The 26,791-nt window shown below is 44.3% G+C and carries 27 protein-coding genes; 19 read left to right on the top strand and 8 right to left on the bottom strand.

Annotated elements, in window-relative coordinates; translation table 11 throughout:
- Positions 1-848: 848 nt before the first annotated feature.
- The 7 genes from V513_RS02680 (at position 849) to V513_RS02650 (ending at position 6,895) form a co-directional block, all read left to right on the top strand.
- A complete protein-coding gene (locus tag V513_RS02680) occupies positions 849-1,199 on the top strand; it encodes a helix-turn-helix domain-containing protein (RefSeq protein ID WP_099771591.1) in 351 nt (116 codons plus the stop codon).
- On the top strand, positions 1,192-1,941 hold the full coding sequence (locus V513_RS02675) for an ImmA/IrrE family metallo-endopeptidase (RefSeq protein WP_099771590.1): 750 nt from the start codon (positions 1,192-1,194) through the stop codon (positions 1,939-1,941). The genes V513_RS02680 and V513_RS02675 overlap by 8 nt, the downstream gene beginning before the upstream one ends.
- A complete protein-coding gene (locus V513_RS02670) occupies positions 1,934-2,302 on the top strand; it encodes a hypothetical protein (RefSeq protein WP_218962686.1) in 369 nt (122 codons plus the stop codon). Before V513_RS02675 ends, V513_RS02670 begins: the two co-directional genes overlap by 8 nt.
- A gap of 973 nt (positions 2,303-3,275) precedes the next feature.
- Entirely contained in the window at positions 3,276-3,872 is a 597-nt protein-coding gene (locus V513_RS02665) for a type IV toxin-antitoxin system AbiEi family antitoxin domain-containing protein (protein ID WP_099771589.1), read from the top strand.
- Positions 3,869-4,729, top strand: a complete 861-nt coding sequence (locus tag V513_RS02660; RefSeq protein ID WP_099771588.1) for a nucleotidyl transferase AbiEii/AbiGii toxin family protein — start codon at positions 3,869-3,871, stop codon at positions 4,727-4,729. Before V513_RS02665 ends, V513_RS02660 begins: the two co-directional genes overlap by 4 nt.
- Positions 4,730-5,352: 623 nt before the next feature.
- Positions 5,353-6,390, top strand: coding sequence for an AAA family ATPase (locus tag V513_RS02655; protein ID WP_218962685.1), 1,038 nt, complete (start codon positions 5,353-5,355; stop codon positions 6,388-6,390).
- A complete protein-coding gene (locus V513_RS02650) occupies positions 6,365-6,895 on the top strand; it encodes a hypothetical protein (RefSeq protein WP_180274812.1) in 531 nt (176 codons plus the stop codon). The genes V513_RS02655 and V513_RS02650 overlap by 26 nt, the downstream gene beginning before the upstream one ends.
- 1,522 nt (positions 6,896-8,417) lie before the next feature.
- Here the strand turns inward: V513_RS02650 and V513_RS02635 are convergent.
- The 8 genes from V513_RS02635 to V513_RS13945 form a co-directional block, all read right to left on the bottom strand.
- The gene (locus tag V513_RS02635; protein WP_257211907.1) at positions 8,418-8,963 is read right to left on the bottom strand and encodes a DUF4435 domain-containing protein; all 546 of its coding nucleotides are present in this window, start codon (positions 8,961-8,963) and stop codon (positions 8,418-8,420) included.
- A gap of 92 nt (positions 8,964-9,055) precedes the next feature.
- Positions 9,056-9,991, bottom strand: coding sequence for an AAA family ATPase (locus V513_RS02630; RefSeq protein WP_099771583.1), 936 nt, complete (start codon positions 9,989-9,991; stop codon positions 9,056-9,058).
- Between the two features lie 638 nt (positions 9,992-10,629).
- Entirely contained in the window at positions 10,630-11,490 is an 861-nt protein-coding gene (locus tag V513_RS02625; RefSeq protein ID WP_099771582.1) for a hypothetical protein, read from the bottom strand.
- A 70-nt stretch (positions 11,491-11,560) separates the two neighbouring features.
- The gene (locus V513_RS02620; protein ID WP_257211903.1) at positions 11,561-12,046 is read right to left on the bottom strand and encodes a DUF6036 family nucleotidyltransferase; all 486 of its coding nucleotides are present in this window, start codon (positions 12,044-12,046) and stop codon (positions 11,561-11,563) included.
- A gap of 1,294 nt (positions 12,047-13,340) precedes the next feature.
- Positions 13,341-13,556: a toxin-antitoxin system toxin component, PIN family protein gene (locus V513_RS02615; protein ID WP_257211902.1), complete on the bottom strand. Its 216-nt coding sequence runs from the start codon at positions 13,554-13,556 to the stop codon at positions 13,341-13,343.
- A 96-nt stretch (positions 13,557-13,652) separates the two neighbouring features.
- Positions 13,653-13,901 carry a type II toxin-antitoxin system Phd/YefM family antitoxin gene (locus V513_RS02610; protein ID WP_099771581.1) on the bottom strand — a complete coding sequence of 83 codons (249 nt, stop codon included), beginning with the start codon at positions 13,899-13,901 and terminating at the stop codon, positions 13,653-13,655.
- Between the two features lie 878 nt (positions 13,902-14,779).
- A complete protein-coding gene (locus tag V513_RS02605) occupies positions 14,780-15,136 on the bottom strand; it encodes a four helix bundle protein (protein ID WP_099771580.1) in 357 nt (118 codons plus the stop codon).
- Between the two features lie 187 nt (positions 15,137-15,323).
- Positions 15,324-15,680: a four helix bundle protein gene (locus V513_RS13945; protein WP_218962684.1), complete on the bottom strand. Its 357-nt coding sequence runs from the start codon at positions 15,678-15,680 to the stop codon at positions 15,324-15,326.
- A 364-nt stretch (positions 15,681-16,044) separates the two neighbouring features.
- Here V513_RS13945 and V513_RS02600 point away from each other — a divergent pair, with 364 nt between their 5' ends.
- The 12 genes from V513_RS02600 to fcl all read left to right on the top strand — a co-directional run bounded on the left by V513_RS02600 (position 16,045) and on the right by fcl (position 26,760).
- A complete protein-coding gene (locus tag V513_RS02600; RefSeq protein ID WP_257211901.1) occupies positions 16,045-16,293 on the top strand; it encodes a hypothetical protein in 249 nt (82 codons plus the stop codon).
- Positions 16,294-16,373: 80 nt separating this feature from the next.
- Positions 16,374-16,499 (top strand): hypothetical protein, encoded by a 126-nt coding sequence (locus V513_RS14090; protein WP_257211900.1) that lies wholly within the window; start codon positions 16,374-16,376, stop codon positions 16,497-16,499.
- Positions 16,500-16,927: 428 nt separating this feature from the next.
- Positions 16,928-18,214: a sugar transferase gene (locus tag V513_RS02595; protein WP_099771579.1), complete on the top strand. Its 1,287-nt coding sequence runs from the start codon at positions 16,928-16,930 to the stop codon at positions 18,212-18,214.
- Complete coding sequence (locus V513_RS02590) at positions 18,214-19,029, top strand: NAD-dependent epimerase/dehydratase family protein (protein ID WP_180274810.1); 816 nt, start codon at positions 18,214-18,216, stop codon at positions 19,027-19,029. The genes V513_RS02595 and V513_RS02590 overlap by 1 nt, the downstream gene beginning before the upstream one ends.
- Complete coding sequence (locus V513_RS02585; protein ID WP_099771577.1) at positions 19,029-19,736, top strand: sugar phosphate nucleotidyltransferase; 708 nt, start codon at positions 19,029-19,031, stop codon at positions 19,734-19,736. Before V513_RS02590 ends, V513_RS02585 begins: the two co-directional genes overlap by 1 nt.
- On the top strand, positions 19,736-21,163 hold the full coding sequence (locus V513_RS02580) for a nucleotide sugar dehydrogenase (protein WP_099771638.1): 1,428 nt from the start codon (positions 19,736-19,738) through the stop codon (positions 21,161-21,163). The genes V513_RS02585 and V513_RS02580 overlap by 1 nt, the downstream gene beginning before the upstream one ends.
- 1 nt (position 21,164) lies before the next feature.
- Positions 21,165-22,160: an NAD-dependent epimerase/dehydratase family protein gene (locus V513_RS02575; RefSeq protein ID WP_099771576.1), complete on the top strand. Its 996-nt coding sequence runs from the start codon at positions 21,165-21,167 to the stop codon at positions 22,158-22,160.
- Between the two features lie 41 nt (positions 22,161-22,201).
- The gene (locus V513_RS02570; protein WP_099771575.1) at positions 22,202-23,038 is read left to right on the top strand and encodes an NAD-dependent epimerase/dehydratase family protein; all 837 of its coding nucleotides are present in this window, start codon (positions 22,202-22,204) and stop codon (positions 23,036-23,038) included.
- Complete coding sequence (locus tag V513_RS02565; protein WP_099771574.1) at positions 23,028-24,197, top strand: glycosyltransferase family 4 protein; 1,170 nt, start codon at positions 23,028-23,030, stop codon at positions 24,195-24,197. The genes V513_RS02570 and V513_RS02565 overlap by 11 nt, the downstream gene beginning before the upstream one ends.
- Positions 24,198-24,219: 22 nt before the next feature.
- Entirely contained in the window at positions 24,220-25,293 is a 1,074-nt protein-coding gene (gmd, locus tag V513_RS02560; protein ID WP_099771637.1) for a GDP-mannose 4,6-dehydratase, read from the top strand.
- Positions 25,294-25,387: 94 nt separating this feature from the next.
- A complete protein-coding gene (locus tag V513_RS02555; protein ID WP_099771573.1) occupies positions 25,388-25,753 on the top strand; it encodes a four helix bundle protein in 366 nt (121 codons plus the stop codon).
- A gap of 29 nt (positions 25,754-25,782) precedes the next feature.
- A complete protein-coding gene (gene fcl, locus V513_RS02550) occupies positions 25,783-26,760 on the top strand; it encodes a GDP-L-fucose synthase (protein ID WP_099771636.1) in 978 nt (325 codons plus the stop codon).
- Positions 26,761-26,791 lie beyond the last annotated feature (31 nt).

Genomic DNA, 26,791 nt, shown 5'->3' with positions numbered 1-26,791 from the left:
AGGATCAGGACTCTTCGCGCTTGAATTTCTCTAAGCCTTCTTCAAATGGAGAGCTTCTGGTTTGAATTCCTCGTTTCGTCACAACCTTGAATCTCATCAAATACTTCTAACTCACCAAGAATCTTTTTTGCGCAGGAAAGCTAAGTATCACGCTGATCGCTGTGAAGACAAGGTTGTCAGTCTACGGTCCACCGTTCTCAGAGAGGATCAAGACCAAGATCCCGAAACAAGTTCGGGATGACAATGTGAGAGACTTCCAAAAAGTCATGATGGGCACGACAGCGTTTGCTGATTCTGAAAGCGTAATAATTCGTCATTCTGAACTTGTTTCAGAATCTCGACGATGCACTCTTGTTGAATGCCAATAACGAGCTTACTTAATAGCGCTTGAGAAAAAGGTCTTCTTTCTTCTTCTTGCAACTTGCATCTGAAACTTGAAACCGTTCTTTTCGGAGAACGGAGAACCATTCAACGGTGGACCTCGCAACGCGTCAAGATCCTGACCAGGAGCATTGTCAGGATGACGCCAAGGTTGCAGTAGCATAACGGAAGGGGAGACTATCCTAGCCCGAAGACATGTTGTTTCATCTCATCGTGCCGCCACACTGTCATCCCGTAGTGCTCCTGTACGGGATCTTGCACTTTGAAACCGCTGTACGCTTAAGAACCAAGACCCGCTGAATGTTGGGCAGAAGGACCGTTGAAGGAGAACCAGAAAGAGCTTCGTGACAAAATCGACCTTCGCTCGATTCTCCAATCGAAAAACTCATTCGATGTGTCATAGAATACAAGTAAAATACTATTGTTGATATGACAAATGATATAATATTCTCTGGGAGGGGATCGATATGCTAGACGGGAAAGCTTTAGGCGGAAGGTTGAAGGAACTACGAATGAAGAACTCAATAACCCAGAGTCAACTGGCAGATTATCTCGGGGTAGATCAGAGTTACATCTCGAAATTCGAAAGCGGTCAGCGACAGATAAGTGTGCTTTCTCTGGAAAAACTTGCCCATCTTTTTGGTCTGCCTGTCGAATCGTTACTGGAAGGGGAGTTCTATCTAGAGCAGATTCCGTTTGCAATGAGAGCTAAACAATTGGAATCTGAGGACCTGGAATCAATTGCTGTCATAAACCGAATTGCTTTGAACCTTAGAGATATGCAGAGAATGGCGGAGGTCCACACGGACAATGCTTGATGATATTCAGATAAATGCAAACGCTCTTCGGATGAGAAGGCAACTTGGCGAAGATGTTTTCTCTCCAATAGACATCTTCGCTGTTCTTGGTAGCATACATGACTTGACTCTTGTCTATTACCCTTTAGGCAAAAGAATCAGCGGTATGTGTTTAAGAGATAGAGACAACAAGATAATTGCAGTAAACTCAGAGCAAACATACGGCAGACAGCGCTTCACTGCGGCCCACGAACTTTGCCACATCTACTTCCATAAAGAACTCCACAGAGTCGTCTGTCCAGGAGCATTTGATGAAAAAGACGCGGTTGAAATCGAAGCCAACAAATTCGCGTCGTATTTTCTGGCCCCGTATGAATCACTTAGAGAATTTGTTGAACGTCGAATTCAGAAAAAAGCAGAAACAACGCTGGAAGACGTGGTACAGGTTGAACAATATTACGGCCTAAGCAGGCATGCAACACTAATTCGACTTATCAGCGAAGGATATTTGACGAAAGCAAAGGCAGCTAAAATGCAAACTGGAGTTATAAAGTCAGCTCAAGAACAGGGTTATGATGTATCCCTGTACAGACCCTCTTCTGGGGAGAAGAAAGCCACAACATTCGGCAAGTATGTGAAACTTGCCGAAACACTGAGGGAAAGAGAAGTGATCTCCGAAGGGCTATATGAACAATACCTTATTGAAGCTTTCAGGTCAGATATCGTATACGGAACCGAAGAAGACGAAGAGAGATATGATTGAGCCAATATTCTTTGACACCGACTGTATTTCTTCATTCTTGTGGGTCGATAGGATAGACATATTGATAAACCTTTACCCAAAGAGAATAGTTCTTTCAGAACAAGTACTAGACGAGCTTTCAAATCCAAGCATAAGTCATCTCTCAAGCAAAGTTAATCAGCTGCTGTCTCAAGATGAAATTAGAAAGGCTGAAATGCTTGTCGGTACAGAAGAATTCAAACTTTACTACATGCTGACAAAAAACCCGAAGTGTGGACAGAAACGTATAGGAAAAGGCGAGGCTTCAGCAATAGCACTAGCAAAGGTAAGCAAAGGAATGTTAGCAAGCAACAACTTGAAGGACATTCAGTACTATATTTAGCTGTTTCATCTCAGAAACCTAACGACTCCGATTATTCTTCATGCTGCGTTACTCAAAGGTCTAGTAGACGAATCTGAAGGAAATACCATTTGGAGCCAAATGATCAAGAAACGACGAAAACTTCCCACCCTAACATTCACCGATTACCTCAACACACTTTAGATACCGCTGAACGCTTAAGAACGAAGACCGGCTCTGCGCTAAAGAACGAAGACCCGCTGATCGCTGCTGAAGGCTACGATGTCCGTCAGCGGTCCACCGTCCTCAGAGAGGATCAAACCCGGATCCCGAAACAAGTTCGGGATGACAATGAGAGGGAGTTCCTGAAGTTGCCACCTGGGTAACTGTCTCAGCATTATTACGTGAAAATGCCTAGACGGTGAGTCCTTCTCTTCTCGACACCCCATACCCTACACTCGATACCCTGCTCTTTCCGTCATGCTCGTTTCAGCATCATGTTCTAAGAGCCGCTGTACGCTTAAGAACGAAAACCCGCTGTGCGCTGATAAGATCAAAAGCGGATCCCGAACTAAATTCGGGATGACAATGTGAGAGACATCCGAGAACAAATCGAGATCCTGGCCAGAAGCATTCCACGATGACAGGCAAGGCCGTCATCCCGTAGTGCTCCTGTACGGGATCTCATCTCTTTTACTATGCTCTTATCGGTGAACGGCTGATGACTAACGTTGTTTCATCGCTTGGTTAGAGGCAAAAAGACTTTGAACTTCAAACCTCTATCCTCTACCCTCTCACATCCGTCCCTTAGTCAATTGGCTGACCTGACAGGCTTCCTCGCGCCAGCGAGCGTCACTTCTTCAAAGGTTCTTCGTCGCCTTGTATCCGAAGATGATTTACGGCGCATCTTGTCAAATGGCATATAGTAGCCTCACCTGGCGTCAAATAGCACCCGGTTGTACCAACGTGCGTTAATATGATATTATTAAAGCACGTTAGTACAGAAGGTGAAACGATGGATGATTTTGAAAAGATCAAACAAATCGCTGCCGAAAACAATGGTTTTGTTGAAACCTGTGATGTTGTAGCAGAGGGAATTAGAAAGGAAAAGCTAAGACGGCTTCTTGAGTTGGGACAGCTTGAGAAGGTCTCGCGGGGAGTATACGTCTTATCAGAAAGAATAATAGATGAGTACAAGATTCTCCAGATGAGGTGCAAATCCTGTGTCTTCTCTCACACAACATCCCTCTATCTACTCGGTCTCTCAGACCGGGCACCATCCAAATACCACATTACTGTTCCTCAGGGATCAAACGTAACGCTTCTTTCGAAAGAGCGCAGTGATCTGGTCTTCCATTACGTGAAACGGTCGCTTTTTAACCTGGGATTGGCCAGTGTTGAATCGCCTTTTGGAAACACTTTAAGGTCTTACGATTCCGAAAGAACCATCTGCGATCTGCTAAAGGAGAAAGATGAGTTTGATATTCAGATCGTCTCGAATGCCTTGAGATCTTACTTCATGGGCACGCATGATATTGCGAAACTATCGAAATACTCACGCATTTTGGGAGTTGAAGATCCCTTGCACACTTATACGGAGGTTCTGCTGTGATAAACTCGGAAAAGCTGAAAAACGAGATTCGTAAAATCTCCGCAGAGAAAGACTTGAAGGCGGGAGAGATTCTTCACATGTTCATGTTCGAAAGATTTATTGAGCGACTGGCTAGGTCCTCATACAAAGAGTTCTTCATATTGAAAGGTGGGCTTCTAATCGCATCTATTGTAGGTATCGGGCAGAGAACGACAATAGATATGGACACCACGGTGAAGAACATTGCAATGAATGAAGATACGCTGAAAAAGATAGTGAGCGAAATAGCCGAAATGGCTCTAGATGACGGGGTAAGTTTTCAGTTCGAGCAAATAGCGCCTATACGCAAGGAAGACGAATACAACAACTTCCGTGTTTCCTTGGAAGCTAGATTGGGTCAAATCAGAATTCCAATGAGAATTGACATGACAACTGGAGATGCGATAACTCCCGGAGAAATCGACTACCAGTATCGCTCGATCTTCGGAGAAGAGGTAATCGTCATAAAAGCATATACATTGGAAACGATACTCGCCGAGAAATACGAAACTATCTTGAGAAGAAGTGTCTTGAGTTCTCGTCCTAGAGACCTGTACGACGTTCACACGCTTTTCAGACTGAAGAAAGACCAAATCTCCACCCCCACACTAAAGAAAGCAATTGAAAACACCGCACGTAGACGAGGATCATCCAGTATACTCGCTCATTACGAAAGCGTTGTCTACGAACTCATGGACTCTAAGTACCAGAAAAGACTCTGGGAAAAGTATCAAAATGAAAACAGCTATGCCAAAGGTATTCAGTTCAACGATGTGGTTGAAACAGTGAAGATAATCGGTGACCTTCTCAAAACCTCTGATAGTCTGGATTTTCATTGAGTTCTAGCGGAACGTTCTTTCGATCCTGAGTGCAAGATCCTGATCACGAGCTTCGTCAGAATGACAGTATGTAACGCCTTCTGAATAACCTAGGCCGTCATGACATAGTGTTTCCTGCACGGGATCTCGCAATTAGAAAGCACTATGCGGTTAAAAACAAGGCCTCGCTAGCCGCTGGGAAGAGACGTCCGCCGTCAGCCGTGCAAAACCAAGGAGCCGTTCACCGTTGAAGAGCGAAACCTAGATCCCGAAACAAGTTCGGGATGACAGTGTGTGGCACCTCCTGAAGGCACTACCTGGATAACTGACTCAGCATTATTACGTGAAAATGCCTAGACGGTGAGTTCTTCTCTTCTCGACACCCCAGACCCTACACTCGATACCCTGCCCTTCGCGTCATGCTGAACTTGTTTCAGCATCTCGATAATCCTAAAAGCCGCCTTACGCTTAAAATCAAGGATCCGCTGAACGCTTGGGAGACGGATCTTTGGACGGTGGACCGCTGACTGTTAACGTGAGAGGTTTCAATCGAAGCACCATCACTTCTACAAAGGTTCTCCGCGCCGTTTGTAGTTAGTCTTTCTGCTATAATACAATCAGTTGCTCACAAGGGGGTGAGCTAGTTGGAAGGTGCCATAAAAAGACTCACACTCACCAATTTCACGGCATTTCGAAAACTTGATCTGGAATGCTCGCCTGGAATTAACATCTTCATTGGATCCAACGCAACAGGCAAAACGCATATCTTGAAGTGCATTTATGCGGGTTGTGATATTACACGTACCAAAGAGGATTTTGCAAGCAAACTTCTGAAAGTCTTCCTGCCTTATGGGATGAAGCTTGGTAGGCTGGTGAGAAGGCAGCAGAGAAGCAGCCGCGCATCAATTGTTCTGGAAAACATGAAAGAGAACAAGATTGAGCTTTCCTTTTCTAACCACGTCAAAATCTCTTCGTCGGCTAATGTGAAGGGGCAGGAAAAGTGGTTAAAGACGCCCATTGAATGTGCGTACATCCCGGTGAAAGAGATGCTTGCGCACGCACCCGGTTTTAGATCACTGTATAACAGTAGAGAGATTCATTTCGAAGAAATCTATCATGATATTATCGACAGAGCTTACAAGCCTATTTTGCGAGGGCGCGTCGATCAAGATCGACAGCAGATTCTGACTTTGCTTCAGGACTGTATGGATGGAAGAGTGACGGTGAAGGACGAGGAGTTCTTCCTGAAGAACACACAAGGAAACCTAGAGTTCTCTCTGCTTGCTGAAGGCTTGAGAAAGTTAGCGCTTCTGTGGCTCTTAATCCAGAACGGTACTTTGCTCGAAGGCTCCATCCTCTTCTGGGATGAACCAGAGAGCAACTTGAATCCAGAAATGATAGCTTCAGTTGTGGGAATTCTGCTGAGACTCCAAAGACTAGGAGTTCAAATATTCCTCGCTACCCATGACTATGTAGTACTGAAACAGTTCGATCTTCAAGCCGAAGAGGAAGACAGGATCAGATACCACTCCTTGAAGAGAAAAGAGACTAAAGAGATAGTTTGCGAGAGTGAAGATAGTTACGAGAACTTGGGTTCGAATTCAATATTGGCTACATATGAGAAGATGTATCACGAACAGATTATGAAGACAATGGGTGCTCATGTTGACTCGATTCCTTGAAGGCGGTTTTGAACTGGATTTCGGAGCAGTTCAAGTAGAAAAACTGGATCGTCAGGGGCGATCTCTGCCTATCGGTATGTCATTCGTTGATTTCGTAGTCTACGAAGAATCAAGGACGATTCTCATCGAGGTTAAAGACCCTTCCCAGAGAGGAGCGACGCCCAAAGAGAGACAGGAGTTTCTCAGACAGATTCAGCAAAACACACTTATAAACGACAGGTTGGTCCCAAAAGGAAGAGATTCCTATACCTATCTTCATCTTATGAACCAAATTCGGGGAAGATTGCTGTATATAGTCATTCTCGGAATGGAGGAATATGATAAAAGTTTTGATTCTGCTCTCATACTAAGCTTTCAGGATCGTCTAAGGCAGAGATTGAACAAAGAAACAGAAGTCCCGTGGAAAATTAAGTACATTGATGACGTGCTTGTTCTGACAGTAGAAACATGGAATGAAGTCTTCCCAAACTATAAGCTAAGTAGGCCGGGAAATAAGCCTACATAAGAAGTATTTGGCTACTAGAGACTACTGAGCACAGTCGTAGACTAGAAGATTCGGCTTTTGCTGGCCGCTGTGAGCGAAATAGCGAAAAACCGGATCCTTGGGTCTGACCTTTTTTCGAACCAGTGATCCTCGGAGCCTGCCCGAAAAAACCTGTTCAGCGTCTCTGGACGGGATCACGCACTTAGAAACCGCTATACGCTTAAGAAGGAAAACCCGCTGAACGCCGTAAGCGAAAATAGGGACTGACAGGCTTCTATGGTCTGTCCCATTTTCGCGAGAGAAAGAGACCCTGGCCTGAAGCACGAGGATGACGTAAAGGCAGAGCCTCCTGTCCAGAAAACGTGTTTTATCAACCCGCAAAGTCACCACACTGTCATCCCAAGGGGTCTGTCTCGATATCCACTCACTTTGTCATCCCCTAGAGCCTGCCCTGAAAGCCGGCGCAAAATGCTTCTGCTTAGGGCTTCCGTTTGGGGTCTTGTTCAGGGACATGCCGTAGTGTTTTTTATACGGGATCTCGCGTAAAAGATCCGCTTAACGCTGAAGAACGAAAACCCGCTGTGCGCTGCTGAAGGCTACGATGTCCGTCAGCGGTCCACCGTCCTCAGAGAGGATCAAACCCGGATCCCGAAACAAGTTCGGGATGACAGTGAGAGGGAGCTCCTGAAGTTGCCACCTCGGTAACTGTCTCAGCATTATTACCTGAAGATACAAAAACGGTGAAATGCTTTTCTTCTCGACACCGGGGATCCTACACTCGATACCCTGCCCTTCGCGTCATGCTGAACTTGTTTCAGCATCCTTCTCTTCAAAACCCTGATCTGATGACCCGCCCCTAGTTACCCGTATTACCTAACGCGCTCTTCTAACCCGATACTTTGTTTTCCAGCGTACAGCCTTCAGCGTCTCTTATACAAGCGTCTCTTTTTGCCAGGCGGAGCCTGACTGGCCTGCGTCAGCAGACTGGCTCTATTTTGCCTCCTGGCGCGTAAGCGCCAGCATCACTTCCCGACGCAGTCGGCCTCACTTCCCCGGATGATCCTACGGGCATCACTTCCTCGCGCCAGCGAGCCTCACTTCTGCTCTTGCGATACCCCAGACCCTACACTCGATACCCTGCTCTTTCCGTCATGCTCGTTTCAGCATCCCGGCAGGCTTTCCGAAAACATCGCATCCAGTCATTCTGAACTTGTTTCAGAATCTCGATAATCCTAAAAGCCGCCTTACGCTTAAAATCAAGAATCCGCTGGACGCTTGTTCTACTCTTATGACTTGCAACTTGCTTCTGCAACTACTCTTCTTGGATCGTTGATGTTGAACCAGCAAGAGCTTCCTGCAAAATGAGTCGCTTGAGCGCGAGAAGGTTTTTCGGAGCAGAAGATTGCTCATACTGATAATCTCCAATTTTCTTGGCCAAGTCGAGATCCATTTCTTCAGGGGATGCGTACTTTTCATTGACAAGATATCCCCTGAGCATTCTGAAAATCTTCTTTCCTGAGAACTCAGCCTTCCAAGTACCGCTCTAGAGATAACCCTTACTCATTTCAATGCTTTTATCGATCAGCTCTCTGATCTTCTCTCTGTCTATGAGAGTGTGAACTCTGCTCTCGATTTCCCTGAACCACTTCTGATTCTCAATAAACTCAAGAACCGCCCTTCTAGATCTAATGTTAAGCCCCGGGAACGACGGGAAGTCAGCTACCAAATGGCCTCTAATTGTTGATATCGTCCTGCAGCAAGAGAACCACCAGAGAAGTTGTTTGGCAAATCTGAGCGCTCTTTTGCAAATTACATCTGTGTTTCTCTTGTGGGAGAAGTCACCTGACACATGACTCAAAGAGTTCCAATCAAGGAGATAGTTCTCTATTTCAAATACCGGTAAGATAAAGACTGCTTCATTAGACAATACTTGGGTCCACCTATCACAATTGCTCGTTCCAAAATCACGATCGATAACGCCAAATACATTTTTAAAGCCTGCAGTCCTAAGATCATGAGTAACAGCTCTAACAGATTCTCTTCCATAAGCAACAAGGATACTGAAGTACTTGTCATCTGGTTGCCAGATCCGTATTAATTATTCCTTCGTTAGAACGTCCTTGACAAGAAGAATAACAGGTGCGGTCAACAACAATGACTCGAGTTCAGTTGAAACAGTTCTCACTTCAAATAATCCTTCCCTTTCAGTTTAATTCTTGGATCGTCCGGCGGTAACAATGTGAAGCGCTGATAGCTCAGCACCGAATCAAGAACCTCTTTGGAATGAGTGGCACAAATAATCTGGGTATTTGGCAGGAGCTTTCTCAACACCCTTAACACCACACGATGCCAGGTCGAATGAAGATGTAATTCCGGCTCATCAATGAACAGAAACTGCGGATTCGTTTTTCTTGTCGCAAACCAGCCTATCATAGTCAATACTTCGATCTCACCTGAACTGAGAGCGTCCACAGGAATCAGCTGGCTGGTAGGGATATCCCTTATGAATAGATCGAAGCCTTCATCTATCGATTCGCTGATTGGCCTTACTTCGAAACAGCTGTCGCTTCCCGGATAGAATTGCCTCCAACTGTCATTTATCAGTTTAAAGACCTCGGGTTCAATCTCCGGAAAGATTTGCTGAGATTCAAAAGCCCTTCTTGCTCTCAAGTTTATAAGATGCTGCTTAATCAACCAGAGGCGATTCTGCTCAGTTTCTTTTGGACGTTTTCCCTTCTTTCCCGCAGTGATTGGAAGACTGCCGATCAACTTGGGCTCACGCCACGAAGAAAAATACTCAACACCAATACCCTGAAGAGCGCGAGATATCTGTTTTTCTCTACTCTTTGAAGAAGCGACAATCTCTTCACCTGAGTTCATCTGCAGACAAATCTCGAAATTCGTCGCTCCTGATCTGACGTCATTATCGGGTCTATCCCCAATTAGATCACTTCTCCCAAGAGAGATAAGGCAGGCTTCTAAAACACTCGTTTTTCCAGAGCCATTAGGGCCAGCAAAAACAGCTAAATCAAGAACATTTCCAGATGGATGAACAAGATCAACCTCAAGTTCTTCAATCCCTCGGAAATCTCTTATATGGATTTTCTTTATCTTCATCTAAACCGCCTCACGCTATCTGCCATCTCATAAATTATATAACAAATGCTACGTGAGGTAGAACACTAGTAGCTTTTACTGATCATCGTCAACATCAATCGAGAAAGAACATTTCTTGAGACACTCGCTGCGGCTCACGAGAGGACGAGAGCAAAAATAGGGACTGACCGGGTCGATTAGAGCCGCTGAACGCTTAAAAACGAAGACCCGCTGTGCGCTGATAAGATCAAAACCGGATCCCGAACTAAATTCGGGATGACAATGTGAGAGACATCCGAGAACGAATCGAGATCCTGACCAGGAGCATTGTCAGGATGACGTTAAGGGAGTGACACTGTTATCAAGCGACTGTCCCCGTGCCGTCATCCCGTAGTGCTCCTGTACGGGATCTAATCTCTTTTACTATGCTCTTATCGGTGGACGGTCGACCCATAACGGTTGACCTGAAAGGCTTCCTGCGCAGCAGCATCACTTCCCGACGGAGTCGGCCTCACTTCCCCGGATGTTCTTCCGGGCATCACTTCCTCGCGCCAGCGAGCCTCACTTCTTGTAAAAGGCAGCCTTGCGTCTGATATTTCTCGGTAGAATCACATCCGGTGATATTCATAGAAATTGCTACCTGCTCCAGTCTGTGCGTATTAGCGGGCGTTAATACTTTCACAGACGGGACAAAGACATGTGTAGTACTCGGTAACATTCTCATAAAACTCGTATGCTGTTGATCCTGAGAGAGTCAAGTTGCATTCGCCAGCCTTCTGAAGATAGTCAGAAAGTTTTCTTTTATGATCCATGAATGCTGAAAAGACTAGGTATTCATCATCAATAAGCTCATCCCTAAGACATGCTTCTAACATCAGTAGCGAAGCAAGAAGAAACCATGGAGAACTAATCGGCTGAATTTCAAATTCAAAAAGCCTGGCGAAGTCTCTTTCGACTGAAAACAGTCTCTGTCTTGCAGACCTTTTCTCTACCAAAACACCGGCCTTAGCCAGCTTCTCTAGTTCCAGAAGTACCGCCTTCTGATTGAGAAAGCGATAGGTTGCTATTTGATTTGAATTTGCGCTTCCCCTGGTCAGTAAATGGAATATCACGTCTGCTCTGGTAGTAGATCCGAAGATCAGTCTCAGTCGAATAAGCAAGTTCGCCATGTCTCTTGCGTTGGGCTCAGTGATATACTTGCTGGAAGTAGTGGCAGCCTGGACTTCATAAACATTATCAGGTAGTTCAATATGATCGGCCACAGCCTTCCGAAGTCTTTTCAAGCGAGAATGATTAATATATTGGAGGTTCACTTTGCTCCAGTCCAGAGAGATCCTTTCTAGACGCTTTTCGTATTTACAGAAATAACTGGAAAAGGCAATGGCGCTCTCCGGATCAGTAAAACACTTCACCCTTTGCTCAGCTCTCGACCATGCACCAAGATTCACCCACTGACTCCACAGCATCCCAACGGCATTATCTACAATAAATGTCTTAAAGCTCTTTGGATGCATCATCAAAACCAAGCCTCCGCAAAAGATCAATCATGATTCCTCTAAAAGCCGGTGAGACATCATGAGTCATTGTCCATTAAGCTGCCTCTACAATCTCTTTTTCCATTGGTTCTAACTTCATCAGATCATCTACGTGATACCCGCCACGGTCAGCTGAAGCGTACAACTTAAAGTGAATCTGATCAATTCGCGAAATATAATAGACAGAAAGAGAGCTTCCAATTTGAACCTTAGTTAGTCGTTCTGAAAATCCTTCAGGCAAACCGAGTTCTACGAGTGATGCCGGCCCGTCGTTTATCCAGTCTTTGGGAAGGCCCAGATCCCTGGCCACTTTTCCGGCAGCGTCTATAAGCCAAGCCGGGAATTCGGCCCTGCTGACAACAATCTGATCCTCGACTTCCTCCGCGAAACCAACTACATCTATATCAGCAGTTGTTCTCTGGACTAAACCAAGTGCGTTCAATGCCGTACCGCCACAAACAACAAGACCGACTTTCTTACCAATCCTATTCAACTGAGAATTCAAAGCCTTCAAAGCAACTTCGACATCTGAAAAGCTCATATTTCTCTTCATGCACTTAGTATATCACATACAATACTCTAGTAACTCGCATACTAGTGCAATTGAAAATAGTGTTTGCTATTCCTCAAGGATCGGCACTATAGTTTCGCAAGGGCGGGTCCGTGCTCCGAAGGACCAAGGACGGTTCTTCACGCCTTTGTCGGAGCAGTCCAGAATTTGACGGACTTGTCGGCCAGGTCGGAGTGATAAAATCTCTGTGCAGGCACTGTCTTCCAGTAATCCTCTTATACGGGATCTCGTTCCTTGAGACTCTAGAAGGAGCTTTTAGTTCTTATCGGAGGACGGTGGACCGACAACGGGTAACCGATCTTTTGTTCAACTTGCAACGATGTTCTTTTCTGAGGACGGTACCGGCCAACAGATTTTGGCCCCCTCTTCGGGCGAACAGCCGTTCGCCCCTACAAAAAGAATCGCATAATCGTCTGACATTGTCATCCCGTAATGATCCTGTACGGGATCTTGCACTTAGAAACCGCTGGACGCTTAAGAACAAGAACCCGCTGATCGCTGTGAAGACAACGTTGTCCGTCAACGGTCTATCGTTCTCCGTATATTTTTTTAGCCCGGCGTAGCCGGAACTGGCCTCGCCGAAGGCGAGACTGGCCACCGAAGGTGACTGGTCTGCTTCAGCAGACTGGCTGATTTTTGCCCTAAATCTCGCCACTTTGTCATCCCGTAGAGCCTGCCCCAAAGTGATCCTGTTCAGGGTCTCTGCACGGGATCTGGAACTTAAGATCCTCTTTACGTTCAAGAGAGAAAAACCCGCTGAACGCTGTAAGCGAAAATAGGGACTGACCGGGTCCATTAGAGCCGCTGGCCGCTAAAGAACGAAGACCCGCTGTGCGCTGATAAGATCAAACCCGGATCCCGAAACAAGTTCGGGATGACAATGAGAGGGAGCTCCTGAAGTTGCCACCTCGGTAACTGTCTCAGCATTATTACGTGAAGATACCAAGACGGTGAAATGCTTTTCTTCTCAACACCCCAGACCCTACACTCGTTACCCTGCTCTTTCCGTCATGCTCGTTTCAGCATCCCGGCAGGCTTTCCGAAAACATCCCATCCAGTCATTCTGAACTTGTTTCAGAATCTAGGTCTTGAGAGCTGCTCTACGCTAAAGAGCAAGGCCCCGCTGAACGCTGTAAGCGAAAATAGGGACTTACCGGCTCCTTGGGTCCCTTTTACTCGTAAAGGAGCATCAAAGAGAATCACTTAGATATTGGGCTGGCGTCTTGCAATTTACGTTCCCACTCTGCACACTTTTAAGACAAAGTTAATCACCAGTTATAAGTAAGGCGTTTTGCGCTGCCGTTAATGAAATGAAATGATTGTCCGGAAAATCAGTGCTGTAAGTAACCAGCTTATAGTCATCTGCAATCTCTACGATCGTTATAAAATAGTCTATGAAATTGGAAAGGTGTTCTAATTCAGTGTGTCTGTACTTTTCCTTTTCTTTCAGTTTCTTTATGAAACCTCGTAACTCCTGCACAAATACCGCGGTTCGATTACCCCCTGGTCTAGTGCCTTAAGAACGGCCTTGCTAGAAGTTCTGGAACCGAGAGCCGCCGAAATCACAACGTTCGTATCAATAACGACCTTCATCTTTCATCTCTTTTCTCAACTCGTCTAGAACTTGTAGCCCCTCTTCTTCACTGAGCCCGATCTTTTTCGCTTCCTCTTGTGCCTTTGAAAGATAGTATTTCATTAAGTCTTCCTTAGAGACTGGTGATATCTTCATCACCGGAACCCCACGCCTAAGAATCAAAAGCTCTTCTTTTCTGTCAACAATCTCACTGAACCTGTTTCGAACATCTCTAACATTAACCGTCTTCATTTCAATCACCTCAATATTATTGTATCACTGAGGTGCTTAATAATGATACATATGTATCACATAAGTTTTTGATCATGCCACGCTCTGATTAACCTGCTGAGCGGCGGGAGGTCGGATCATAGAAACCGCTGCACGATGCAAGCGAAAATAGGGGCTGACAGGGTCCATTAGAGCCGCTGGACGCTTAAGAACGAAGACCCGCTGATCGGTGCTGAAGGCTACGATGTCCGTCAGCGGTCCACCGTCCTCAGAGAGGATCAAAACCGGGATCCCGAAACAAGTTCGGGATGACAATAGGGGGGACTTCTAAGAAATCATGACGGCTTGAGGGTGTTAGTTATTCCGAAAACCTCGCATCGCGTCATGCTGAACTAGTTTCAGCATCTCGTTCTAAGAGCCGCTGTACGCTTAAGATCAAAGACCCGCTGATCGCTGTGAAGACAACGTTGTCCGTCAGCGGTCCTCCGTCCTCAGAGAGGATCAAAACCGGATCCCGAAACAAGTTCGGGATGACAATAGGGGGGACTTCCAAAAACCGCTGCCCGGATAACTTTCTCAGTTACATTGAACCCCTGAATTAATAACAGGTTCTCTTCATTAGACCCCATACCCTTTAATCGACACCCCGCCCTTCACGTCATGAACTTGTTTCAGCATCTCGGCAGGCTTTTCGAAAATATCACATCCAGTCATTCTGAACTCGTTTCAGAATCTCGATGATGCTCTCTTGTTGAATGCCAAAAACGAGCTTACTTAATAGTGCTTGAGAAAAAGGGCTTCTTTCTTCTTACAACTTGCATCATGAAACTTGAAACCGTTCTTTTCGGAGAACGGAGAACCGTTGACGCTTGACCCGACACGCTTCCTGCGCAGCAGCATCACTTCTTGCTCCTAAGGTACTTCGTCATTGCAACAATCTTATGTGAAAGATCCTCGATTCTCTTCTGGATAGAGGAAAAATCTTCCTCAGTAAGGTATCCAATCTCACGCGCAATATAGAGCTGAGTCATCAATTCGTAGAGGGACCCTCTGGCAACGCTCAGGAAGTTAATGAAGTCCTTTGCAGATGAACGACCTTTGCCTTCTGCGATATTAGAAGGTACAGAAACCGCAGCTCTTCTTATTTGGTCAGTTAGACTATAGACCTCTTTCTTAGGAAACTTCTCTGTGAGAATATAAACATCCTTTGCAAGCTGAACACCCAGCTTCCAGATATTAAGCCTTTCGATCTCCATAATCTGTCCTCCTTAAAATGAACTGAGGTTAATATATCATCAGAAAATTCTCCATTCAAGTGCTTTCTGTAGTCATTTTCTTTTGTTTCAGCTTCCTGGCGCGCAAGCGACAGCATCACTTCCCGACAAAGTCGGCCTCACTTCCCCGGATGTTCTTCCGGGCATCACTTCCTCGCGCAAGCGAGCCTCACTTCTTGCTCCTAAGGTACTTCGTCATAGCAACAATCTTATGTGAAAGATCCTCGATTCTTTTTTGAAAAGTGGAAAAGTCTTCCTCTGTCAGGTATCCAATCTCCCGCGCAATATAGAGCTGTGTTATTAATTCATAGAGTGACCCTCTGGCAACGCTCAGGAAGTTAATGAAGTCCTTTGCTGATGAACGACCTTTCCCTTCTGCAATATTAGAGGGTACAGAAACCGCGGCTCTTCTTATTTGGTCGGTTAGACTATAGACCTCTTTCTTAGGAAACTTCTCTGTAAGAATACAAACATCCTTTGCAAGCTCAACAGCGAGATTCCAGATATTAAGCCTTTCGATCTCCATGATCTATCCTCCTCAAAATGAACTGAGGATAATATATCATCAGAAAATTCTCCATTCAAGTACTTTCTTGCAGTCATTTTGTTTGTTCTTCAGCTTCCTGGCGCGTAAGCGCCAGCATCACTTCCCGACGGAGTCGGCATCACTTCCCCGGATGCTCTTCCGGGCATCACTTCCTCGCGCTAGCGAGCATCACTTCTTCAAAGGTTCTTTTCCGGCATTGCGTCCACCGACGTTCCTCGGTGCTAATATGTAACGCTTCTAATGTCAAGTTTGTTTCGCGACCAACATTTGATATAATTCGTTTGGTCAGGTAAGAAAACGTTTGATCCATTGTTCTTATAAGCAATCGTGGGGTGAAAGGGTTATGAAACTGATTCCTTCAAGAAGATCGGATTTGAAGAACTTAAAGCTTGGACTTCTGGTTCTTACATTAGGTATGCTGGTAGCATCCGCTTACGCAACTTACTGTGTCCTAACAAAAGGCGAAATTCTGCAATCAAATCCCAAACTCTGGATAGTTGTTGTCGGAGTATACATCTTCACAGCGTTAAGTGCGCTGTATTACTTGGTACTTGAGATTTCTTACCGCAAACGGCGCCGCACCGACTGGTAACAAAGAGTTGTTGGTGCTTAGTCGTTGTTGGTTCTTCGTAGGAACCAAGAACTTGAACTTTTTCGGAGGACGGCAAGTCGGTGTCGTTTAAAGTGCTCTTTCAAGCCTTCAGTGTGCAGGGGATCTTTGATGGCCCGACGAAGTCGGAACTGGCCTTTGCGAAGCAGAGACTGGCTTCTCTCCCAATTGTTCCACCCAAAACTTGACATTCTCAACTACTTCTCTTTTTTCACATCGCCGATACCTAATTCATGTGTGAGCGTAACTCACATTGCGATTAAAACAGAGTCTGTTGTTCCTTTGGTTTCTTGTCACACCGCTACCCCAGACTCCCCATCTCGGTTCTGAATGAAAGTTTACAAATCTTCTTCTCCCTAAATCTTGACTCGATTGCGTATAATCACTATAATTGATTGTCGTGACCTATAAAGAGATGTAACTGGCTCCTCTCAGATTCGATTTGGGACAATATTCAGATTATGAAGTGTTAACAAAAGTAAGTCGATACTAAAAGCTCCCAAAGTTAACATTAAGGTCCCGTAAGATGTATCAGAGTTTGCACTGAAATTCCTTTCTTCGGTAGTGAATCAAGTGATTAACGTAGTAGACTCAGGAGGGGAGAAGGTATGCTAATATGCTAAGAAGAATAGCGAGCTTGAAGTACCTTATCGCCACGTTTCTCTTCGTGACCCTCTTCTTTATACAATCGTTCACTCTTAGATGGACTCCCGGATATGCGTTTCAAGCTCTAATTCTCAATGTAGCCATAATGCTCGGAATATATGCCTTCAGAGGCTTCGACAACTCAACGACTTACTATCTAAACTCATGTATCGTCTCATATATTTCCGGCACCGTTCTCGGTGTTCTCTTTGCTCTCATCCCGATAGTATTCTTCACCCCGCGCCTCCCGAGACTCACATTCTTCGTAACGGCTGCCGTTTCTGCGTTTGTATTTCCCTTCGTCTCATGCGTGCTTATGAGATACACCATAAGACATCTTCCTCCGAGAAGATATCTCGTCTTAGGCAGAGAAGAAGAACTCGGCCCGATACTTGAAGAAGTAAAGAAGGCCTCGATGGGAAAGATCGAAATCTACTCCTACATGAACCCATCGGCAACGACTCTCGCAGAGGCAATGTCTTTTGAAGAAGTAAAGCCCTTCGATGCAATACTCATAGGTGATCCAAAGTTGGCTAACACAGTGGATGAAATTCTTGAAAATGCAAGAATGAACAACGTCGGTGTGGAATACCTACCGTCTATCGTAGAGAAGACCCTGTTTAGAATTCCACTTTCTGTACTCGATGTATTCAAAGAGTACTACGAAGTAATGTTTTCGGAATCAAGGTACTCTAGAAGAGTTCGTGTAATCGATCTAATTCTGTCTTGTGCACTCTTCATTTTGGCGCTCCCCTTTTCAGTATTTTCTGCTCTCCTCATACTGTTCACGGATGGGAGACCTATTATCTACAAGCAGCATAGAATTGCGATGGGTGGAAAGAGATTCAACGCCTACAAATTCAGAACTATGGAAGAACACGTTGAGCAAAACGGAGCTCTTATAACCGCCCACATAACGAAGAGCGGGCGAATACTACGAAAGACTCGACTGAACGAGTTACCTCAGTTACTCAATGTCATCAAGGGAGATATAAGTCTAGTGGGTCCGAGACCTGACCTTCCAGTCTTTTATGATCAGTGGAGTAAAGAGATAAGGTTTTACAGGAGTCGTTTTCTCGTGCCATCAGGAGTTACCGGGCATGCTCAAGTCCTTTACAAATATGCAGATACAAAAGAAGAATACGAGAAAAGACTCGAGTACGATCTTTATTATGTTAAGAACTACGATTTCACGCTTTACTTTGCTACACTTTTAAGGACGCTTGAAGTCCTTGTCTTTCGAAGGGGAGGAAAATAGTGAGGGAGATTCTAGTATCCAACGTAGAAAAATGGCTGACGCCTCATCTGGAAAGAGTATTTGATATCAAATACACAGAGCAGCTGAAGCATTCGAATTACTCTTCATTCGATCCAGAGATCCCATATATCATAGGGTTTGAATACATCGGAGAGTTCACAGATGTTGGAGCGCTTGGTGATGTCCTTCATCTGGCGGCACAATCTGGAAAGCTGAAGACCATCATCTTCCTCTCTTCATACGGAGTATATGCGCCTAAGAAGAGCAGCTTCAAAGAGTCGGATATTGTCTGCCCCAAGAACTTCGTTGGAACAAGGGCCGCTATTCTCGAGGATATTCTCGTCTATCTTGCAAATCGTTACTCCCTTGATCTAACGATTCTCAGACTCTTCAATCCCTATGGTCCTTACCAGCTTTCTCCATATGTGGTTCCAACTGTTCTAGAGAAGATCGCCTGCTCCGGCACGGTAAATATCGGTGACTCGGAGAAAGTCCGTGATTTCTTCTACATCTCCGATCTCATAGATTTGCTTACACTTCTAATTGAGAAGAATCCTAAGGGAATAGACATCTGGAACGTAGGCTCGGGTATCCCAATATCAATCAGCAGCCTAATTACTAAAGCCCAGGAAATAACGGGAGGAGAATGCGACGTCTTGTTCGACGCCACAAAGCTCCGTGAAGAATACGACTACGACTACGCAGTAGCAGATATTACCAAGATAAAGAAAGAACTCGGCTGGGAACCAAAGGTAAGCCTCGAAGAAGGACTTGCTCTTACATACCAGTGGATACTTGGTAGGAGTGGAAAGTAATGTTCAAGTACGGCTTCATTATGGCTGGCGGACAGGGCAAGCGACTGAGACCACTAACCGCAGCTATTCCAAAGCCCCTCTTGCCGGTAGGAGACAAGCCGATAATCCAGCTGATAATCGAACACATGAAAGATTTTGGAATAGTACACATCTTTGTTTCAGTGAACTACAAAAAAGAAATAGTAAAGAGCTTTCTCCGCGATGGTTCGAGATACGGAGTAAACATCACATATATCGAAGAGCTCGAGCGTACAGGAACGGCAGGCTCTCTTGCTCTCCTCCCGGATGATTTCGATGACAAAATCATCGTCTCAAATGGGGACTTGATTTGCGATGTAGATTATTCTGTTATTAATGACCTCCTGAGAGAGTACGATCTTGTTCTAACAGGGATCGAGAGAAGCGTTCCCGTTGACTTTGGCGTGCTAAAGATGAACGGGTCCCCCGAGCTAGTAGACTGGGAAGAGAAGCCAAAGCTTAAGTACATAATAAACGGTGGAATCTACGGCATCTCGCAAAAAGTGATAACCTATATAAGAGAGAACATACCAAAGCATCAGTATATAGATATGCCATCTCTTTGGAGAAAGATGAAAGATAACGGAATGAAACTGGCAGTTCACGTGCACACTGGAAGCTGGCACGATGTAGGAAGAATGGAAGACTATATGGCACTGACAGGAAACGGAGAGGGGATAGACCATTGATGATCTCAGATAATATTGGCAAAGATTTGCCAACATTCGAAAGAAAGGATATTCCAATTGTATGCATTCAAGGTCTAGGCTTTGTAGGTGCAGCAATGGCTGTTGCGGTATCAAGTGCAGTTGATAGTAACGGAGATCCAAAATACAATGTCATTGGCCTGGATCTACCAAATGAAAGAGGAAAAAAGATAGTTGATGGAATTAACTCGGGTGTTTTTCCCTTCGAATCGACTGACAAGAAGCTTCTTGATCATTTTAAGAATAGTGTATCCAGAAAGAACCTCTTTGCAACTACCAATCCTGAAGCAATATCGCTCGCTTCAATAATAATAGTAGATATAAATCTTGATCTCAGCTGGAAAAATAGCAGTCCTGATGTTGATCTTAACGGTTTTATAAGAGGTATTCGAACAATAGCTGAAAATGTATCTGTGAATTCGCTAGTTATAGTAGAAACAACTGTACCTCCGGGAACATGCGAAAAAGTAGTTGTGCCTGAAATAGCTAGAATCCTTGAAAAACGAGGCCTTCCTAATGATTCGATTTTAGTAGCGCACTCTTATGAAAGAGTTATGCCAGGCTCCGATTACCTGGATTCGATTATAAACTATTGGAGAGTCTATTCTGGTCATACAAAAGAAGCAGCTGACAGATGCATGAATTTTCTGTCAGATTTTATAAACACTGAGAAATTCCCTCTAACTAGACTATCTTCAACCACTGCTTCTGAGACAGCAAAGGTTCTAGAAAACAGCTATAGAGCAGTCAATATTGCGTTTATGGAGGAGTGGGGGCGGTTTGCCGAAGAGATTGGAATAAATATGTTTGAAATCGTTGATGCAATTAGAAAAAGGCCAACTCATTCGAACATTAGACAACCCGGTTTCGGTGTCGGAGGGTATTGCCTCACAAAAGATCCGCTGTTTGCTAAAGTTGCTGCTGAAAAACTGTTTGGAAAGAAGATAGACTTCCAATTCAGCGAAAGAGCAGTTGATATAAACAATCGGATGCCTCTTGCCGTTATAACAAGGCTTGAGAACTTTTTCGGAAATAATCTTTCCGGAAAGAAGGTCTTGCTTCTTGGCGTTAGTTATAGGCAGGATGTTGGCGACACTCGCAACACTCCGTCCGAAGTACTTCTTAGGGAGCTAAATAGAAGATGTGTCGAAGTGACATGTCACGACCCCCTGGTGGAATACTGGCAAGAAATGGACACGGAAGTCAGGCACGATATGCCTGATCTTGAAGATTTCGATATCGCTATTCTGGCAGTTCCTCATAGTGAGTACAGGAATGTGGATTTTACCAAATTGCCGAGCGGGAAAAACTTTGCTATTCTTGATGCCAACAACGTACTTACGGATGAACAGGTTGAACAGATAAAAGCAATTGGAAACGAACTACTATTTATAGGGAGGGGAAACTGACTTGACTAAGATACTGATTACCGGCGGTGCCGGTTTTATTGGTTATCACTTGGCATGCGAGTTATCGTCCAATTCAAGTAATGAAGTGCATATAGTAGATAACTTCTCAAGAGCAGTCAAAGATAAGAATCTACAGAGTTTACTTGAAAAGCCTAATGTAAAAGCTTTTGAGATCGATCTCATTGATAGAAACGGGATAACTACTCTAGAAAACGATTACGACTATGTTTATCACCTTGCAGCTGTTATTGGTGTTAAACACGTCCTGAATAGACCAAGTGATGTTCTTAGGAACAATGTTACCCTCCTCATGAATATGCTAGATTTCGCCCGTCAATGCAGAAATCTCAAACGTTTTCTGTTTGCGTCAACGAGCGAAGTCTATGCGGGAACTTTGAGATACTTCTCGCTTCCAATACCGACTTCAGAAGATACACCTTTAGCCGTTAATGCACTTGAAGAACCTCGAACCAGCTACATGTTATCCAAAATATACGGCGAGGCTTTGTGTCACCACTCTGGAGTTCCTTATACAATATTCAGACCGCACAATTTCTACGGTCCAAGAATGGGAATGTCTCATGTGATACCCGAACTCGCTAAGAAAGCTTACGACACTGCTGATGGCGGCTCGATAGAAGTGTTCTCTGTCAATCACAAGAGAACGTTTTGCTATGTAGAAGATGCTGTCAAATCGCTTGTGCTCATTGCCGAGAATCCAGAATGTGAAGGTCTTGTCTTCAACATAGGTAATCAAGAACCGGAAATATCAATAGGTCAACTTGCCGAAGAAGTTATCAAAGCACTACGAAAGAACCTGAACATTGAAGCCAAAAATCCCACATCTGGCTCTCCGAGCAGACGTTGCCCAGATATAAGTCGAATAGTAGAAGCAACCGGATATAGACCCACAGTTGGTCTGACTGAAGGCGTCACTAAAACAGTTAATTGGTATATAGATAACATATTTATGGGTAGCGACATTAGTGCAAACTAGGAGCGCTGGGAGAAGTGGCTAAGTATGATAAGAGATGAAAGATGGTTATGATTCTTACCGGTTCTGAGGGAATGGTTGGAGGCAGATTGCAGGAAGCATTACAAGTCAGAGGCTTCGAGCTAGTCTGTACTGACTTCGATCTCGCAGAGACGGAGTATCCCGACCTGAAACTTGATGAAGAATACATCGTAATACACGTTGCAGGCGAAAAAACCAACAACCCGGCTGCATTGTCCAGAAACAACGTGCTTGCAACAGACTTAGTGATAGATAATCTTTGCAGGCAAGAGCTATGCAAAGGACTGATATACTTCTCCAGCATCGCGGTCTTTGGCATACAAGACGAAGTAATAACCGAAGAAAGCGAAAAGAAACCGGACAACTTCTACGGCTTTTCAAAGCTGATCTGTGAAGACCTGATTCAAGCCAAACTGAAAAACAAGACAACAGTGATAGTAAGACCGACCAACATCATAGCTCCAAATACAAACACACTCGTAGGCCAGATAGTCCACTCGATTCTAAACGGAGAAACCTTCGAAGCCTGGGAATCGAGCCTTGTAAGCAAGCGCGACTACATCTGGATAGACGATGTCGTAGATGGAGTTGTAAAACTCACCGAAATGATGCAGGCAGATAGCCTGAGCGGCAATACCGAGATCAATTTCTGCATGGGCAAATCATATAGCCTCAAAGAAATAATAGACACGGCAGAGAAAATAACAGGAAAAGAACTCAGACTGATAATAACAGACTCGAAGGCTTTCAGGGGAAGAGACGTATTCGTCAAGTCAGATAACCTTAAGCTCGTTTCTCTCCCTAGATTTCGGAGCCTAAACGAGTCTTTGAAATTGGTGACGGAGACAGATGTCAAATAGGCGTGAAGTCACAGTTGTGTCGCAGATGTTCTATCCCGATACTATTTCGACAGCTAGAGTTATGACAGATATCGCAGAAGGCATTGCTGATGAATTTGATGTCAAAGTTGTGTGTCAAAACAGATCATATGTTGATCCATCAAGATTCCTTGAGGATAACGAATTGCCAGGAACCTCCGTAAAGATTGATCGAATTAAGGTTCCAGGGCTTGACAAAAACAAAATGCTTTCTAGGATAATACTGACGGCAATTGTCTCAAGAAACATTAGGAATAAACTAAAAGAAACCAACTCTGATGTGTATTTATCAGTCTCAAATCCTCCAAGCCTTCCTGTATTAGTCGGCAGACACGCAAGAAAAGCATCATCGAAGTTTATCTATCTAGTCCACGACCTGTATCCAGATGTGTTGGCAAAGCTCGGATATATTTCTGAGAGTAGCAAGGTTTTCAAATATATGAAGCGCGCCACTGAGGAGGCTTTGGAACTAGCAGACAGTGTAGTAGTCCTAGGTAGAGATGTAAAAGAATATCTGAATAATAAGTATGGGATAAGTAATGATAAGATCAAGATTATCCCTAATTGGATTCCAAACCCATCCGAGTCACTCAGGAAAATTGAACCATTCAATAGAGATTCATCTTTCAGACTAGTATATGCAGGAAATCTCGGGGAAACAGCAGAAATAGAGCTCCTCATACAAGCTGTGAGAAAATTTGATGGTGTTGATTTTGAACTATACATTATAGGCGGCGGCAAATTCAAGAATTACTATGAAAAGCTCACTAATCAATTAGGTATTAAGAACGTGACTTTCACTGGCTATCTTGAAGATATGCAGTATGAGGAACATCTATCTAGAGCAGACGGATTCTTTGTATCTCTAAAGAAAGACCTTTATGGGATATCTGTTCCAAGCAAAACATATCACTATCTGAAATATAGAAAACCAATTCTTGGACTTCTTCCAGAGAATTCAGAGATCGCACTCTTAATAGAAGAAACGAATTCCGGAATTGTGTGCAGCGATTATAACGTAGACGCTTTGGCTGATTCAATAAAAAGCATTATAGAATACGAAGCAGTAGGCGATACGGATATTGTTGTTAATCCATTTTCTAGAGAGAGAGCAATTGCCAGCTTTAAGAGTATATTATGATGAAAACAGGGATGTGAGGATTTTGAAGCATCGCGCCTTAATCACGGGAATCACGGGCCAGGACGGTTCTTATCTTGCAGAGCTTTTACTAGATAAGGGTTATGAAGTTCACGGAATAATCAGAAGATCCAGTAGTTTCAATACGAAGAGAATAGACCATCTGTACAAGGATCCTCACGAAAGAGATGTGAATCTCTTTCTTCACTATGGAGACCTTACGGATTCAACAAATCTGATCAGACTTATTCAAGAGATACAGCCAGACGAGATTTACAATCTCGCTGCCCAGAGTCATGTCAAGGTCTCTTTTGAGACGGCTGAATATACTGCTAACTCGGATGGACTGGGTACACTCCGTTTACTCGAAGCGATCCACTTTCTCGGACTTGAAAAGAAAACGAAGTTCTATCAGGCATCTACGAGTGAACTATATGGAAAGGTTCAGGAGATTCCTCAGAGAGAAACGACTCCATTCTATCCAAGAAGTCCATATGCAGCTGCCAAACTATACGCTTACTGGATAACAGTTAACTACAGAGAAGCTTATGGAATCTTTGGGAGCAATGGCATCCTCTTTAATCATGAATCACCAAGAAGAGGAGAGACATTCGTTACCAGAAAGATCACAAGGGCAGCTTCAAGAATATCACATGGCCTTCAAGACAGGCTATATCTTGGAAACATGGACGCGAAGAGAGACTGGGGGTATGCTCCGGATTACGTCAAGGCAATGTGGCTGATGCTCCAGCAAGAAGAACCGGATGACTTTGTTATAGCCACTGGAGAAACCCATACTGTAAGAGAATTCGTCGAGCTGTCTTTTAAGGAAGCGGGAATAGATATTCAGTGGAGAGGAACTGGCGTTGAAGAAAAGGGAATCGACTCAAAGACGGCAAAGATAGTAGTTGAAGTAGATCCTGATTACTTTAGACCGACAGAAGTAGAGTTACTCCTTGGAGACCCAACCAAGGCAAGAGAAAAGCTCGGCTGGCAACCTGAAGTCAAATTCAAAGAACTCGTTGAGATAATGATGAAAGCTGATCTCGAAGCCGCAAAGTATGAGAAGTATAAGAGGCAGTATAACAACGGTGATTAGTGGATAGTGATTGGTGATTAGAGAGGAGCAAAACTAAACTCTGGGAACAAGGGAAAGACAAACATGTGAGATAGTACGGGGGTAATAAAGAGAAATGGTGTTGAGTTATCGTGATTTAAGAGTTTGGCAAGAAAGTATGGATTTCGTTACCGATGTGTATAAAGCAACTGAAACATTTCCGAAGAACGAAGTATTTGGAATATCTGCGCAGCTTAGAAGAGCCGTTGTTTCAATACCCTCGAACATAGCTGAGGGTTCTGCAAGAAAAGGCCGGAGAGAATTGATCAACTTCTTGCATATTGCAAAAGGATCTCTGGCAGAGTCAACTACTCAGCTAGAAATTGCGAAGAGACTGGGCTTTCTTTCCGAAGAGAGTTTTGAGAAGTTGATCGAAAAAGGGGAAACGATTGCAAAGATGATAAACTCGTTAATAAGAAGTCTGAACCGAAAGGAGGAGTAACATTGTCAGACAATGAGAAAGAAACCAATATCCAATCACCAGCCACCAAACACCAGTCACAATCCACGGGCCTCACAACCGATTCCAAGATCTACGTCGCCGGTCACAATGGGCTTGTTGGCTCGGCCATTATGAGGAAGCTAGAGTCTGAGGGTTATAAGAACATAGTCACCAGAACGTTCGAAGAGCTTGATCTGACAGATCAAAAAGCGACACGCGAGTTCTTCGAGAAGGAGCGACCTGAATATGTCTTTCTCGCCGCAGCAAAGGTTGGAGGAATACAGGCAAACAGTACATTTCCTGCCGACTTTATATACATAAACCTCATGATCGAATGTAATGTCATAAAGGCCTCTCATGAATTCGGAGTAAAAAAGCTTCTGTTCCTCGGAAGCTCTTGTATATATCCGAAGATGGCACTTCAGCCGATAAAAGAAGAATATCTTCTTTCCGGATATCTCGAAGAGACAAATGAACCTTATGCACTTGCAAAGATCTCCGGCATGAAGATGTGCCAGTACTTCAATAAGCAATACGGGACTAACTTCATAAGCGTTATGCCTACGAATCTATATGGACCGAATGATAACTTCGATCCGAACACAAGCCATGTTTTGCCTGCGCTGATTCGAAAGTTCCACGAAGCAAAGGTAAACAATGCTCCTTATGTTGAAATATGGGGAACGGGTACGCCAAGGAGAGAATTCCTGTTTGTGGATGATCTGGCAGACGCCTGTCTCTTTCTTATGAAAAACTACTCGGGAAATGACTTCTTCAACGTAGGAACAGGAGAAGACGTAACAATAAGAGAACTTGCAGAACTTATAGAAGAAGTAGTAGGTTACAAGGGTGAGCTGAAGTTTGATACTTCCAAACCAGACGGAACACCAAGGAAGCTTCTTGATGTGACCAGGATTCATAAGGCTGGATGGAGACACAGAACTGAACTAAAAGGTGGACTTGAGAGCACTTACGGGTGGTTTGCCTCTGGTAAGAGGCCTGCTTGAGATTAGTTTTGCCGAAACCATACTCTAAAGT

Origin of the sequence: Mesotoga sp. H07.pep.5.3, from assembly GCF_002752615.1 — a bacterium.
In the GTDB taxonomy this organism is placed as follows: domain Bacteria; phylum Thermotogota; class Thermotogae; order Petrotogales; family Kosmotogaceae; genus Mesotoga; species Mesotoga prima.
The sequence above is the reverse complement of the archived record's forward strand: the minus strand, read 5'-3'. Positions and strand labels throughout refer to the sequence as shown.